16 protein-coding genes are annotated in these 14,467 nt (G+C 47.4%); 12 read left to right on the top strand and 4 right to left on the bottom strand.

Annotated features, from left to right (window positions below):
* Nucleotides 1–2: 2 nt before the first annotated feature.
* From mlaE to murA, 6 genes are all read left to right on the top strand, one after another.
* On the top strand, nucleotides 3–785 hold the full coding sequence (gene mlaE, locus ACMHKJ_RS11420; protein ID WP_413494029.1) for a lipid asymmetry maintenance ABC transporter permease subunit MlaE: 783 nt from the start codon (nucleotides 3–5) through the stop codon (nucleotides 783–785).
* Between the two features lie 3 nt (nucleotides 786–788).
* Complete coding sequence (mlaD, locus tag ACMHKJ_RS11415) at nucleotides 789–1,307, top strand: outer membrane lipid asymmetry maintenance protein MlaD (protein ID WP_413494028.1); 519 nt, start codon at nucleotides 789–791, stop codon at nucleotides 1,305–1,307.
* Between the two features lie 188 nt (nucleotides 1,308–1,495).
* Nucleotides 1,496–2,125: a phospholipid-binding protein MlaC gene (mlaC, locus tag ACMHKJ_RS11410; RefSeq protein WP_413494026.1), complete on the top strand. Its 630-nt coding sequence runs from the start codon at nucleotides 1,496–1,498 to the stop codon at nucleotides 2,123–2,125.
* A complete protein-coding gene (mlaB, locus tag ACMHKJ_RS11405) occupies nucleotides 2,125–2,415 on the top strand; it encodes a lipid asymmetry maintenance protein MlaB (protein WP_413494024.1) in 291 nt (96 codons plus the stop codon). Before mlaC ends, mlaB begins: the two co-directional genes overlap by 1 nt.
* A gap of 189 nt (nucleotides 2,416–2,604) precedes the next feature.
* Nucleotides 2,605–2,859, top strand: a complete 255-nt coding sequence (gene ibaG, locus ACMHKJ_RS11400) for a BolA family iron metabolism protein IbaG (RefSeq protein ID WP_067366956.1) — start codon at nucleotides 2,605–2,607, stop codon at nucleotides 2,857–2,859.
* Between the two features lie 54 nt (nucleotides 2,860–2,913).
* Complete coding sequence (murA, locus tag ACMHKJ_RS11395; protein ID WP_413494022.1) at nucleotides 2,914–4,179, top strand: UDP-N-acetylglucosamine 1-carboxyvinyltransferase; 1,266 nt, start codon at nucleotides 2,914–2,916, stop codon at nucleotides 4,177–4,179.
* 50 nt (nucleotides 4,180–4,229) lie between these two features.
* Here the strand turns inward: murA and degS are convergent, their stop codons facing one another.
* From degS to zapG, 4 genes are all read right to left on the bottom strand, one after another.
* Nucleotides 4,230–5,315, bottom strand: a complete 1,086-nt coding sequence (gene degS / locus ACMHKJ_RS11390; RefSeq protein ID WP_413494020.1) for an outer membrane-stress sensor serine endopeptidase DegS — start codon at nucleotides 5,313–5,315, stop codon at nucleotides 4,230–4,232.
* A 208-nt stretch (nucleotides 5,316–5,523) separates the two neighbouring features.
* Nucleotides 5,524–6,351 carry a taurine dioxygenase gene (tauD, locus tag ACMHKJ_RS11385; protein WP_413494018.1) on the bottom strand — a complete coding sequence of 276 codons (828 nt, stop codon included), beginning with the start codon at nucleotides 6,349–6,351 and terminating at the stop codon, nucleotides 5,524–5,526.
* A gap of 252 nt (nucleotides 6,352–6,603) precedes the next feature.
* Nucleotides 6,604–7,998: a serine endoprotease DegQ gene (degQ, locus tag ACMHKJ_RS11380; RefSeq protein WP_413494016.1), complete on the bottom strand. Its 1,395-nt coding sequence runs from the start codon at nucleotides 7,996–7,998 to the stop codon at nucleotides 6,604–6,606.
* A gap of 231 nt (nucleotides 7,999–8,229) precedes the next feature.
* Nucleotides 8,230–8,634 carry a Z-ring associated protein ZapG gene (zapG, locus tag ACMHKJ_RS11375; RefSeq protein ID WP_067401573.1) on the bottom strand — a complete coding sequence of 135 codons (405 nt, stop codon included), beginning with the start codon at nucleotides 8,632–8,634 and terminating at the stop codon, nucleotides 8,230–8,232.
* Nucleotides 8,635–8,876: 242 nt separating this feature from the next.
* Here zapG and zapE point away from each other — a divergent pair, with 242 nt between their 5' ends.
* From zapE to ACMHKJ_RS11345, 6 genes are all read left to right on the top strand, one after another.
* Nucleotides 8,877–10,007 carry a cell division protein ZapE gene (gene zapE / locus ACMHKJ_RS11370; protein ID WP_413494014.1) on the top strand — a complete coding sequence of 377 codons (1,131 nt, stop codon included), beginning with the start codon at nucleotides 8,877–8,879 and terminating at the stop codon, nucleotides 10,005–10,007.
* Nucleotides 10,008–10,255: 248 nt separating this feature from the next.
* Entirely contained in the window at nucleotides 10,256–10,684 is a 429-nt protein-coding gene (rplM, locus tag ACMHKJ_RS11365; protein ID WP_067366990.1) for a 50S ribosomal protein L13, read from the top strand.
* Between the two features lie 15 nt (nucleotides 10,685–10,699).
* A complete protein-coding gene (rpsI, locus tag ACMHKJ_RS11360; protein WP_067366993.1) occupies nucleotides 10,700–11,092 on the top strand; it encodes a 30S ribosomal protein S9 in 393 nt (130 codons plus the stop codon).
* Nucleotides 11,093–11,460: 368 nt separating this feature from the next.
* Nucleotides 11,461–12,111: a stringent starvation protein SspA gene (sspA, locus tag ACMHKJ_RS11355; protein ID WP_067366996.1), complete on the top strand. Its 651-nt coding sequence runs from the start codon at nucleotides 11,461–11,463 to the stop codon at nucleotides 12,109–12,111.
* Between the two features lie 6 nt (nucleotides 12,112–12,117).
* Entirely contained in the window at nucleotides 12,118–12,609 is a 492-nt protein-coding gene (gene sspB, locus ACMHKJ_RS11350; protein WP_413494012.1) for a ClpXP protease specificity-enhancing factor, read from the top strand.
* Between the two features lie 534 nt (nucleotides 12,610–13,143).
* A complete protein-coding gene (locus tag ACMHKJ_RS11345) occupies nucleotides 13,144–14,337 on the top strand; it encodes an aspartyl protease family protein (protein WP_413494010.1) in 1,194 nt (397 codons plus the stop codon).
* The last annotated feature ends 130 nt before the right edge of the window (nucleotides 14,338–14,467 follow it).

Here is a 14,467-nt window from a genome sequence, read left to right as displayed (position 1 = left end):
ACATGTTGACACAGGCACTTGCTGCTTTGGGACGCCGCACGATTGAAACGTGCGCGTCTTTCGGGCGGTCAGGATATATGCTGTTCCGGGCACTGTTCGGCAAACCACAGTTTGCCCGCCAGTGGCCGCTGCTGCGCCAGCAGCTCTACAGCGTCGGGGTTCAGTCCCTGCTGATTATTTCAGTATCCGGGCTGTTTATCGGAATGGTTCTGGCTTTACAGGGATATCTGGTTCTGAAAACCTTCGGTGCAGAAGCCAGCCTCGGCATGATGGTGGCACTGTCACTGTTGCGTGAACTGGGGCCGGTCGTGACCGCGCTGCTGTTTGCCGGACGGGCAGGCTCTGCGCTGACGGCTGAAATTGGTCTGATGAAAGCGACTGAACAGCTATCCAGCCTGGAAATGATGGCAGTCGATCCGCTGCGCCGGGTCGTTGCGCCGCGCTTCTGGGCAGGACTAATCAGTATGCCGTTGTTATCCATGATTTTTGTTGCCGTCGGAATTTTGGGCGGCGTCATGGTCGGGGTGGACTGGAAAGGTATTGATGAAGGGTTTTACTGGGCGTCCATGCAGGCGAATGTGGAGTGGCAGAAAGATCTGCTGAACTGCTTTATCAAAAGCGTGGTCTTCGCGCTCACAGTGACCTGGATTGCGCTGTTCAATGGTTATGATGCTATCCCGACGTCTGAAGGGATCAGTCGGGCAACAACACGCACGGTCGTTCATTCATCGCTTGCCGTGTTAGGGTTAGATTTCGTGCTTACGGCACTGATGTTCGGGAATTAAACAATGCAAAGTAAGAAAAATGAAGTTTGGGTCGGGTTCTTTGTCATCGTTGCGATTGCGGCGATTCTCTTCCTGGCACTGAAAGTGGCGGATATCCGCTCTGTCGGCAGCGAAAAAACGTACCGGATTTATGCCACCTTTGACAATATCGGCGGGCTCCAGGCGCGCTCTCCGGTGAAAATCGGCGGTGTGGTGGTCGGTCGTGTCAATAGTATCTGGCTGAATGACAAGTATTCCCCGGAAGTCGCGCTGGATATTTACAGCAAGTATGACCATATCCCGGACACCAGTTCATTATCCATACGTACTTCCGGTTTGCTGGGGGAGCAGTTCCTCGCGCTGAATATGGGGTTTGAGGATGAAGAACTGGGCACGGCTATCCTGAAAGACGGCGGTCGTATTCAGGACACCAAACCGGCGATGGTACTGGAAGATTTGATCGGACAGTTCCTGTACAAGAGTGGTGACGGTAGTAGTGAAGCCGCTCCTGAAACGGCACCGGCTCCGGCAGCACAGCACTGATACGAAAAGTAATGTAAAACCGGGTGTTTTCGTGCTCCGTGCCGGAAAATCTGCACAATACTGTTATTGTTTATACCCGACGTCATTCAGGATGCAGCCGACAAACCTGCAGTCTGAATGAATAAGGGTATACATCATTATTCTATTTTCGCAGCGGGATACCGCCTGTGAGAGATCAGGAGTTAACTATGTTTAAGCGTTTACTGATAGCAGCGATGCTGGTTGTTATTGCCCCGTTTGCCGGTGCTGTTGATCAGACCGATCCGTACGCATTGATGGAAGATGCGGCGGCAAAAACTTTTAACCGCCTGAAAGCTGACCAGGCGCAGATCCGGGCTAACCCGGAATATCTGCGTACTGTGGTTCAGGAAGAGTTACTGCCCTATGTACAGATTAAATATGCAGGTGCGCTGGTATTAGGCTCATATTATAAAGATGCGACACCGGCACAGCGAGATGCCTATTTTAAAGCGTTTGAGGCTTATCTGGCACAGGCTTACGGTCAGGCACTGGCAATGTATACCAACCAGAACTATCAGATAGCACCGGCACAACCACTGGATGATAAAACCATCGTGGCTATCCGCGTGACGATAACTGAACCGGCAGGCCGCCCGCCAATCCGTCTGGATTTCCAGTGGCGTAAAAATACCAAAACCGGTAACTGGCAGGCGTATGACATGATCGCCGAAGGGGTGAGTATGATCACCACCAAACAAAATGAGTGGGCATCCATTCTGCGTCAGAAAGGCGTTGATGGCCTGACGGCGGAACTGGAGCGCAGTGCCAAAACACCTATCACGCTGGATCAAAAATAATGACTGCCGCACTGACGTGGGAAAAACACAATGACGTGCTTGCACTGACAGGTGAACTGGATCGCGACACACTGATGTCGTTCTGGACAGCGCGTCAGACGCAGATGGATTGCGTACGGACAGTGGATGTATCCGGTCTGGTGCATGTGGATTCAGCGGGGCTTGCCATGCTGGTGCGCCTGAAAAGTGAGCAGGGTGATACCCCGCTGGTGCTGTCAGGTGTAAGCCCGAATCTGCAGATGCTTATTTCACTTTACGGCGTTGCATCTGAATTCAGCAATAATGCATGAAACTTAAAATATGGTAAATAACGGCGCGATCGATATAAATTTGCTGTGATTTTCCGTAAGGTAACTGCCTCCGGTAGTCATCATTCCGATGACTGTACTGCCGGGGGCATTTTTAATGGTTTAAGAGTCCGGCATATTCGATTACGATAGTACCTATAACGTACAATCTGATAACCAATTTGAGATATTATGGATACGAATGAAATCAAACAAGTACTGATGGATACATTAGCACTGACTGACGCAATTGTGACCGGAGACGGCAGCCATTTTCAGGTGGTCGCAGTGGGTGACCTGTTCGACGGCATGAGCCGTGTTAAGCAGCAGCAGGCCGTTTATGCACCATTGATGGAATACATTGCGGACAACCGTATCCACGCGTTGTCGATCAAAGCATATACACCAGCTCAGTGGGAACGGGATCGCAAACTGAACGGGCTGTAATCGCGGCCGGGCAAAGCACGAATAAAAAATTAATGATAATGAGAGTGTCTACAGATGGATAAATTTCGGGTAAAAGGTCCTTCCGTCCTTCAGGGCGAAGTGACTATTTCGGGCGCAAAAAATGCTGCATTGCCTATCCTGTTCGCCGCAATCCTGGCAGACGAGCCGGTTGAATTACATAATGTGCCGGAACTGCGGGATATCGACACATCAATAAAATTATTAACACAATTAGGTGCAAAAATTGAACGTAATGGCACTACATTACGTGTTGATGCCTCTGATATTCATGAATATTGTGCGCCGTACGACCTGGTGAAAACCATGCGTGCGTCAATCTGGGCTCTGGGGCCGCTGGTTGCCCGATTTGGTCATGGTCAGGTTTCACTGCCGGGCGGTTGTGCCATTGGTGCACGTCCGGTTGATTTGCATATTACCGGGTTAGAGCAGCTCGGGGCAAAAATCACGTTGGATGAAGGCTATGTGAAAGCTGAAGTTGACGGTCGTCTGACCGGTAACACCATTGTGATGGACAAAGTAAGCGTGGGTGCCACGATCACCATCATGTGTGCAGCAGCGCTGGCAAAAGGCAAAACAGTTATCGAAAATGCGGCCCGTGAGCCGGAAATTGAAGATACTGCTGCATTCCTGAATGCGATGGGTGCAAAAATTACCGGCGCCGGAAGTGACCATATTGTCATTGAAGGTGTAGAACGCCTCGGTGGCGGCTCTCACACAGTCGTACCTGACCGCATTGAAACCGGTACATTCCTGATCGCTGCCGCCGTCTCACGCGGAAAAATTCTGTGCCGTAATGCCAAACCTGACACTCTGGATGCCGTACTCGCCAAGCTGCGCGAAGCCGGTGCCCGGATTGAAACCGGTGATGACTGGATCCGCCTGGACATGAAAGGTCAACGTCCGAAAGCCGTGACATTCCGCACCGCACCGCATCCGGGATTCCCGACTGATATGCAGGCACAATTCAGTCTGCTGAACCTGGTGGCAGAAGGTTCTGGTATGATCACAGAAACTATCTTTGAAAACCGTTTTATGCACATTCCGGAGCTTATCCGTATGGGCGCACATGCTGAAATCGAGAGTAATTCAGTTCTGTGTCACGGTGTGGAAAAACTGTCCGGTGCGCAGGTGATGGCGACAGATTTACGCGCATCCGCAAGTCTGGTGCTGGCGGGCTGTATCGCAGAAGGGACAACGATTGTTGACCGTATCTATCATATTGATCGCGGTTATGAGCATATTGAAGACAAATTGCGTAAATTAGGCGCGAATATCGAACGTATTCATTCAGAAGAGTGATACTCAGAAGAAGAAAGAGCGGATAACCCGCTCTTTTTTTTGATATTTTTTCAGTTTTGTCCGGCGGGCGAGGTAAACTCTTCAATCATCACATCGGCAGAATTCATCTGACCATTACGCAACAATGTTACCGGCACCATACTGCCCGGGCTGAGTTCTGCAACCTGATCCATCATCTCAAGTGGTGAAACGGTTGGTTTGTTATTGACGCTGGTGATGATATCGCCAACCTGAATTCCGGCCTTATCTGCCGGGCCATCCTTCGCGACCTGGAAAACACGTAATCCGCTGATTTGATTGATGTCACTGTTATTTGTCCGGATCGGCGGCAGCTCTTTTGATGTAATGCCGATATATCCGCGGATCACACGACCGTCTTTAATCAGTTTATTCATAATCCGCAGCGCCAGCTCAGCCGGAATAGCAAGACCGATACTGTCACTCAGGCGTGAGGGATCATTACTGTCAAAAGACATGGTGTTGATACCGACCAGTTCGCCTTCGGTATTGACCAGCGCACCACCTGAGTTACCCGCCATAATTGAAGCATCTGTCTGAAGAAAATTCTGGCGGCGTGTCGGACTCAGCCCGACGCGCCCCATCGCACTGATAATTCCCTGGTTTACTGTTTGCCCGACATTGAACGGATTGCCGATAGCCAGCACGACATCACCGACGTGAGACGGACGTTTCGGATTTATCGGGATCACCGGAAGTTTATCGGTGGTATTTATTTTCAATACGGCAAGGTCTGTCAGGTCATCTGCACCAATAAGCATACCTTCATACAGTCTGCCGTAATTGCCGTATTGCAGGGCAATCAGGATTTGATCCGCATTTTTGATAACATGATGGTTGGTCAGAATATAACCCTGCTCATTCATTATCACACCTGAGCCGAGGGAGGTCAGTTCAGGTCCCTGCTGGGAAAGGCTGCCCATACTGCTGCTGTAAACATTAACAACAGCGGGTGCTGCGCGGCGTACCGCTTTGTTATAGCTGACCGGTTCATCATTATTAAACAGATGATTAAACCACTGTGTGACAAATTGCGGGCGAATAGACGGGAGGCTGACCAGCAGAAGGGCAGCAACAATAAGTCCCATGAATACGGATCGCAATAATTTAAACCACATAGTACTTAACCGGTGTTGTGAATTAAGGAAGAAAGGATTGCAGGCAGAATACCATAATCCTGATGATTAATATGTGTGTAATTGCCGTATTTTATGATGATAACCAAACAAATAAGCGCCTGTTTCGGCGCTTATTTTTATATCCGTTCTGACTGATATGTTATCAGCATCAGACTACGGATAAATTATGCCTGTTTACCGGTAGCAGTTAAAAGGGCCTGTCCCCCGTCACCGTTGCCCGGTGCATGATACGGTGGGCATTTCCGTAATCAAAACAGGCGAGATGCTGAGTGCAGCGATTATCCCAGATAGCCACATCCCCGTTTTGCCAGTGCCAGCGGACAACATAGGTTGGCCGGGTACTGTGTTTAAATAAAAATGCCAGCAATATATCACTTTCTTCCTGACTTAATTCATTGATACTACTCGTAAAACCTTCCGTGACAAATAGACATTTCTCACCGGTCACCGGATGTGTTCTGACCACCGGATGGCTCACCGGCGGATGATCCTGCCTGGCTTTTTCCAATGCTGCTTTTGCTTCTTTTGTCTGGGTAAAACGGCTGTCAGGAAATGAACGGCTGATATCATGTTCCGCTGTCAGACCGGATAAAAATTGCTGCATGGGCGGAGACAGATAGGCATAAGCACGGGTCAGAGATGCCCACAACGTATCGCCCCCGAATTCCGGAACCTGTATCGCAGACAAGACACATCCCATCGCCGGTTTTGCCATAAAAGTCATATCGGTGTGCCACAGCTCATTATCTCTTAAATCCAGCAGATGGCTATCCAGTACAATGATTTCATTTGCTTTTTTATGAGAGGGATAAATCGGATGAATATGCAGCTGACCGAACGCAGCAGCCAGGTTACGCTGAACTTCCGGTTTGAGGTATTGCCTGCGGAAAAATAAAACCTGATGTTCTGATAGTGCTGCCTGCAATTTTGACAATGTATCTGCATCTTGTATCTGGTTCAGATCGATATCGCTGATTTGAGCGCCGATAGCGGGTGTTAACTTTTGTATATCCATACTTATCGCCTCTATGCCATTCCCGCCGTAACACGGAAACAGAACTAACAGGAATGATGTAATACTAAACCCGGAAACGGGGCAGTATTTCAATGTTATCTGTTATTGCAGGAGGGCAGAGCCGCAATTTTTATTCCGCTTCTGTCATGACACTTTCTGTTATACGAAAAATTGCTGGCAGGTTCTTGCGGGATAAAAAAAACCGCACCATTTTTAGTGGTGCGGTTCTGTGTTGTTTGTAGCCGGTACTAATCAGCGGCCGGCATTATTGAGCAGCAGGTAAATATCCTCACCACCGCGTAAAATATTCAGTGCGAGAACATTCGGTTTAGCATCAATTATCTTGCGTAACTCAACAATGCTCTGAACCCGCTGGTTATTGACGCCGACAATCAGGTCACCGGCCTGTAGTGTGGATGCTTCAGCAGGTGATCCTTTCTGAACCACATCAACACTCACGCCTTTGTCACCTTGTTTATTACTGCCGTTGCTCAGTGTCGCGCCTTCCAGCAACGTGGTCAGGTTTTCAGCTTTGGTCGTCTGACCTTCGCTGTTATCCAGAATCACACTGACATCCAGGGCTGCGCCTTTACGCAATAAACCAATTTTAACTTCTTTGCCCGGTGGTGTGGTGCCGACTTTTGCCCGCAACTCAGCAAAGCTGCCGACACGCTTGCCATCAACGGAGATAAGCACGTCACCGGCTTTGATTCCGGCTTTGGCTGCCGCTGATTTAGGGATAACTTCACTGACAAATGCGCCGCGCTGAGCTTCCACATTCATGGCTTTTGCAATATCGGCATTCATTTCAGTACCACGGATCCCGAGAACGCCGCGTTTCACTTCACCGGTTGCAATCAACTGACCGGTCAGGTCTTTAGCCATATTGCTCGGGATGGCAAAACCGATCCCGACGTTACCGCCGCCCGGTGCCAGAATCGCGGTATTAATACCGATTAGCTCACCGTTGAGGTTGAGCAGCGCGCCACCCGAGTTCCCCCGGTTAATGGACGCATCTGTCTGAATAAAGTTTTCCAGCCCTTCCATGTTCAGTCCGCTGCGACCTAAGGCAGAGATAATCCCGGAGGTGGCGGTCTGACCTAACCCGAACGGGTTACCGACAGCCACGGTGAAATCACCCACGCGCAGTTTATCTGAGTCAGCCATCGTGATGGCGGTCAGGTTCGGGGCATTTTTCACCTGTAACAGAGCAATGTCGGTCTGCGGATCACGGCCGATTAAAGTGGCGTCATACTCACGTCCGTCATTGAGCTGGATCTGAATTTTATCGGCATTCTGAATAACGTGGTTATTCGTCAGAATGTAGCCTTTTGCTGCATCAATAATGACACCGGAGCCCAGACCTTCAAACGGGCGCACACTTTCCTGTGCAGACGGTGCATTCGGGCCGAAGAAGAACTTAAATTCTTCCGGGACTTGCTGGCGCTGAACCGCTGTACCTGAGACTTTGACACTGACGACAGCCGGTAATACCTTTTCCAGCATTGGCGCCAGGCTTGGTAATGATTCACCGGTAGCCAGTTTAGCCGGCAGTGCGGCATTTGAAACTGCCGGCATGACAGAGAGTGATAATCCGAGGCTGATGGCAACAGCACTGAGCAGGTTTTTTTTCTTCTTGTTCATCATGTATTTTATTTCTCATATTTAATAAGCTGAGTCTGCGGCACACAAAGCCGCAGCATACGCAGATAGTCTTATGACTCTATATGAGGTATGAAAGTTCCGCGTTCAATGAGAATAAAATAACCTTTACAAGGCTTTACGTGAATTTAAACTCGAATGACGAATTGTTTCACACAAATCATTAACTAGCTGAATTCAGATAAAAAAAAACCGTGGAATCCACGGTTTTTCAGATTAACTTTCTTTGTTTTCGGCAGGACGGAACAGACCGGATGAACCGTCTGAATAATCCCGCGGCGGTAATTTAACCGGAGGTTGGTCGTTATCAGCTTCAGCTTCTGTCAGGCGGTAATTAAACGGATTGTCCTGAGCAGGAAGGCCGGGCATCAGTTCTGACGAACTTTTCGCCATGTGCTGATATAACTGGCGGTAATCTTTTGCCATGTTATCAAGTAGCTCTGCGCTACGGGCAAAGTGACTGACGAGCTCTTTACGATACTCTTCCAGTTCAGCTTTGTTTTTATCCAGGTCACGCTTCATCGCTTCCTGTTCCCTGAGTTTTGAACTCCCCAGACGAACAGCAAGCGCACCAATGATTAAACCAACTGCTAAACCGATGAGTGCATATACCCAAATCATGGCAACTCCTTTAAGTGCATCATGCGCGTAAGATTCTGTTATCACTATAACCGGATTTGCTGTCCGGGGGGAATAGCGAACATCGTGGTTGCCGACATTATCCCGGATTTCTGAGTATAATGCCTGCCGCAACATCATAAAAATCTCAATATATCCTTATTCATTCAAACAGCGGGTTCGTTGACGCCATCCTGAATGACGTTGGGTATAAAACCATTGATAATGTTAAGGGATTTCTGTTTATGAGTACAACACCGCGTGAGTTGTATCAGCAGGCTCTGACCGGATCTGCCTTTCAGCCGGATGAGGTTCAGCGGCGCACCGTTGAACGGCTGACGCAGATGCATCAGGCTCTGGGTGAGCTTTCTCCCTGCACACAAGAGCCGGAAAAAGGGCTGCGTGGCACACTGAACCGCTGGCTGAAAAAAATACCTGTGCAAACAGGATGTCAGCCGGTACGGGGGCTTTATATGTGGGGCGGGGTCGGGCGCGGCAAAACCTGGCTGATGGATCTCTTTTATGACAGTCTGCCGGGGTCACGTAAACTGCGTCTTCATTTTCACCGCTTTATGTTACGGGTTCATGAAGAACTGGCAGAACATCAGGGACATGAAAACCCGTTGGAACTCATTGCTGATCGCTTTGCGCAGGAAACCGATGTTCTGTGTTTTGATGAATTTTTTGTTTCAGATATCACGGATGCCATGATCCTCGGGTCGCTGCTGGAAGCCCTGTTTAAGCGGGGGATTGCGCTGGTGGCAACATCAAATATTCCGCCGGATGAGTTGTACCGTAACGGATTGCAGCGGACACGTTTCTTACCGGCGATTGAGCAGATAAAACACTATTGTGATGTCCTGAATGTTGATGCGGGAATTGACTACCGTCTGCGGACACTCACACAGGCACACCTCTGGCTGACCCCGTCAGACGGGCAAACCGGCGCGGTACTGGATTCTATGTTCTCCCGCCTGACCGGCGGCGGGCACCATGCCGGTCAGATGCTGCTGACGATTAATCACCGCCCGCTGCCGGTGGTGCGGGAAGCTGACGGTGTGCTGGCAATTACATTTCATACCTTGTGTGAAGAAGCGCGCAGCCAGTTGGATTATATTGCGCTGTCAAAAATTTATCACACGGTGTTGTTGTATGGCGTGCCGGAGCTGACGACAGAAAACGAGAATGCCGCCCGCCGCTTCCTCGCGCTGACAGATGAATTTTATGAGCGGAAGGTCAAACTGATTATTCAGGCGGATACCCGGATGGACTTGCTCTATCAGGGTAAGTTGCTGGCGTTTGAATTTGCACGGTGTCTTTCACGATTGCAGGAAATGCAAAGTGAGGAGTATCTAAAAATGCCGCATCTGGCATAATACGTCCCCCTGAAAAGTACTTTCAGGTTTTTTTCAAATTGGGGTCGATCTTTTGTGGATAGTTCTCTATAATCTTGCGACCCCACGTTACAGCGGTTTTTTTATTTTCCCGAAAAAATCGCAACTAGTGCCAGATGATTCTGCTCGAAGGGGTAGGTTTACTGGACAAGCGTCGTGTGAACCTCAGTTTTAGTTTTCTGAACATTGAGTGTTCGCCAACATGTAACTTATTTATTGGGTAAGCTTTAATGAAAACTTTTACAGCTAAACCAGAAAGCGTACAACGCGACTGGTTCGTTGTTGATGCAACCGGCAAAACTTTAGGCCGTCTTGCAACAGAATTGGCTCGCCGCCTGCGCGGTAAGCACAAAGCGGAATACACCCCGCACGTTGACACTGGTGACTACATCATTGTTCTGAACGCAGAAAAAGTTGCTGTAACAGGCAAAAAGCGCACAGACAAGATTTATTATCGTCACACAGGTTACGTCGGTGGTATTAAACAAGCGACCTTCGAAGAGATGATCGCCCGCCATCCTGAGCGCGTTATTGAAATCGCTGTGAAAGGCATGTTGCCAAAAGGTCCTCTGGGCCGTGCAATGTACCGTAAGCTTAAAGTTTACGCAGGCAACGAGCACAATCACGCGGCACAGCAACCGCAAGTTCTGGACATCTAATCGGGATTATAGGCAATGGCTGAAAATCAATACTACGGCACTGGTCGCCGCAAAAGTTCATCCGCTCGTGTGTTTATTAAACCGGGTAGTGGAAACATCGTTATTAACCAACGTAGCCTCGAAAATTATTTCGGTCGCGAAACAGCACGCATGGTCGTTCGCCAGCCGCTGGAATTGGTTGATATGTTAGGTAAAATGGATCTGTACATCACTGTTAAAGGTGGTGGTATTTCAGGTCAGGCAGGCGCTATCCGTCACGGTATCACCCGTGCTCTGATGGTGTACGACGAATCTCTGCGTTCTGAGCTGCGTAAAGCTGGCTTTGTAACGCGTGATGCGCGTGAAGTTGAACGTAAAAAAGTGGGTCTGCGCAAAGCACGTCGCCGTCCACAGTTCTCCAAACGTTAATCACTGTTTTCGTTGGAATACAAAAACCCGCCTGTCGGCGGGTTTTTTTTTAACAGCTATAAATATCTCGTCTTATCCTGTTTACCGCATTTATTTCGTTAATCTGTCCCGATTAATATCCGTTTTTAGTATTTTTGAATGATTTTTTGTTCAGATTCACCCTAAGTTGACCGAAATCTGGTAGACTTGCACAAACATTTTTCTCACCCCTGAACACTAAGCTGGTTTAGTGAAAACTAAAACCGGAAGACTGTTTCGCATCCTGATTGGCCGCGATGGTTTTCTTTCCCGGATTCAGTGAGAGACTACAGGTAGCAATAGCGTACTGCGCTGTTCACGCCTTTATTTTGATAAACTTGGAGGTTTTCATGGCTGTCGCTGCCAACAAACGTTCGGTAATGACTCTGTTCTCCGGCCCGACCGATATTTTCAGCCACCAGGTACGAATTGTACTGGCGGAGAAAGGGGTAAGTTTTGAAATTGAGCATGTCGAAGCGGGCAATCTGCCACAAGACCTGATCGATCTGAACCCATACCAGACGGTACCGACACTCGTGGATCGCGAACTGACGTTATATGATTCACGTATTATCATGGAATACCTCGACGAACGCTTCCCGCATCCGCCACTGATGCCGGTTTATCCTGTTATGCGCGCGCAGAGCCGTGTGATGATGCACCGCATCGAGCAGGACTGGTACACGCTGATGAATAAAATCGAGAAAGGCTCAGCCCAGGAAGCGAACCAGGCACGTAAACAGCTGACAGAAGAGCTGGTTGCGGTGTCACCGGTATTCAAAGAGTACGCGTATTTTATGAATGAAGAATTCAGCCTGGTGGATTGCTATCTGTCCCCGTTGTTATGGCGTCTGCCGGTTCTGGGTATTGATCTGTCCGCGCGTCCGTCTTCAGATACCAAACATCTGCAATTCTATATGCAGCGCGTGTTTGAGCGTGACTCTTTCCTGGCATCTCTGACTGAAGCTGAGCGCGAAATGCGTTTACAATCCAGAGGTTAACCGCTGATGGATATCCCGGAAATGACACCACGGCGCCCATATCTGTTACGGGCGCATTATGAATGGTTACTGGACAATGAACTGACTCCGCACCTGGTTGTTGATGTTAATATGCCCGGTATTAATGTGCCGATGGAGTATGCTCAGGACGGACAAATTGTTCTGAATATTGCACCGCGTGCGGTGGGCGGGCTGGAAATGACCAACGAGTGGGTAGGATTTAATGCCCGGTTCGGTGGCATTCCGCGCCAGGTTGATGTTCCTATGGCGGCAATTATTGCTATCTATGCCCGTGAAAATGGTGCCGGACTGATGTTTGAACCGGAACCTGCTTATGACGCGGCAGATGAGGACGATAGTGTTCACGCCCCGGCGACAGATAACATCACACTTATTCATGATGAACCGGCAAAACCAGCGGAGCAGGAAAAGGACGGAAACGAACCCGAACCACCAACGCCGCCGCGCGGTCGCCCGAACTTGCGTGTTGTGAAGTAACCGGCTGATATTAATATTAAAAAAGACCCGTTCCAGGGTCTTTTTTTGCTTTTAATCCGTTAATCCGCAATAGTGAAATATCAGATTTCTGGCGCTATCCGTTTGTTAAATTATAATAATCTGATAGCTGTGATATAATAAAATAATTATGATATTCCGGTTTTTCAGTATTTCATTTTTTTAAAATACGTATTAGTTATTAATAAAATAATAGTTTCCTGAAGTTAATGTGGGAAATAACGCATTCTGTTTGTAGTATTTAATCATGAAATGACAATTGAGTTGTTAAGTTCAGGAGATACAAGAAAGTACGGTTTTTTTAAGGGTAATATGGAATAATCTGAATATGTAATCAATAATATTATCTGTAAAGTAAAATCACTAATGTTATTTTTTATTACTGTTATAATATGTTATTTTACGGAATAACGGTTTTTTGATAATAATATGGGTAGGGCGTATTGTCCTGAGTAACGATTTTACTTTATGGATAAATGAATTAATATATTACAACTACTTGTGAGCAGGGATGTTATGGAAAAGGAATTTAATGTAATCAGTAAGGTTTTTTATACGTCTGTAACGCTATTACTATCTGTTACGCTCTCCGGATGTACCGGGTCATCAACCCCGAAAGATCCTGTCATAAAGCATTCATTTAAACATCAGAATGCCGGCTATATTCTTGTCCCTGTGACAATAGATAATGACAAGTATACATTCTTATTAGATACAGCCTCTCCGTCTTCTGTTTTGGATTCTGCCTTAGTCAACAAATTATCGGATAAAGTCTACAGCCCGCCGGTTTCTTACAAGCACTATTCTGATGAGCTTGAAAAACCCGGCACAGAAGGCAATGTTAGTTTTATTAAGCCGGTTAATTTTAAGATTGGTAATTATACCTTTAATGGCGGGGATGTATGGGTATCGAATGACCTTAATATTCTCTCACAGTCAACCGGAGAGAGAATATCCGGCGTTTTGGGTATCGATATTTACAGACGGTTAAACTGGGAAGTTGATAATAAAAATAAAACGCTGACCTTGTATTCAAATCCGCCAAGCCTTGAAGAATATGAAGACTGTATTCCTTATAGTGATGTTGCATTTCATTCACCTCATTTCAGCGGAAATTTTAATAATAAAAAACGCACTGAGGTCAGTCTGGATACCGGTTCTGAGTCAAATTACATGGCTGAGGATATCCTGAAATATCTGATAAAAAATAATAAAGCGACCTATCTTAATGAGATTGAAAACTCAGTTTCAACAGATATTACCGGTGTGCAGGAAAGTACCAAATCGTCTTATTATGTCAGTGACTTTGAATTAAATAATACGACTTTCCCCGGACAGCGTTTTTCAGGTAATAAAAAATCGGAAAGTGCCCTCGGAATGGATTTTTTTAAATCATTTGATAAGTACGTGTTGTCACCGGACAGAATGCTGATTTGTTATAATAAAAGTGAAAAAAGCCGGCTGAATTTTAAGCGTATCAGATCGTTAAACCTGCGGGCAACAGAGGGTAAAGTTGAATTATTCTATAACAGTGCAAAAGTACTGAAAGAGCATAATTTAAGAAACGGGGATATATTAATCAATATTAATGGTACTCAGTATCCTGCAAGTTCAGTGACTAAAGCCGGAGATTTGATTGATACATTACCTGACGGTGATGTGAAGCTTATCTTTAATCGTAATGGTGAGCTGATTAATGTAAACCTGTAAACCTGTAAACCTATACCCTTATTCATTCAAACTGCAGGTTTGTTGGCGGAACGAGGACAGCCGGGTCACATACTTGTGTATGCTCCCCGGCGGTCGGAGCTTGCCGCCTCCCTGCATCTTGAATGACGTT

The organism is Morganella psychrotolerans, from assembly GCF_965118875.1.
GTDB lineage: Bacteria > Pseudomonadota > Gammaproteobacteria > Enterobacterales > Enterobacteriaceae > Morganella > Morganella psychrotolerans_C.
The sequence above is the reverse complement of the archived record's forward strand: the minus strand, read 5'-3'. Positions and strand labels throughout refer to the sequence as shown.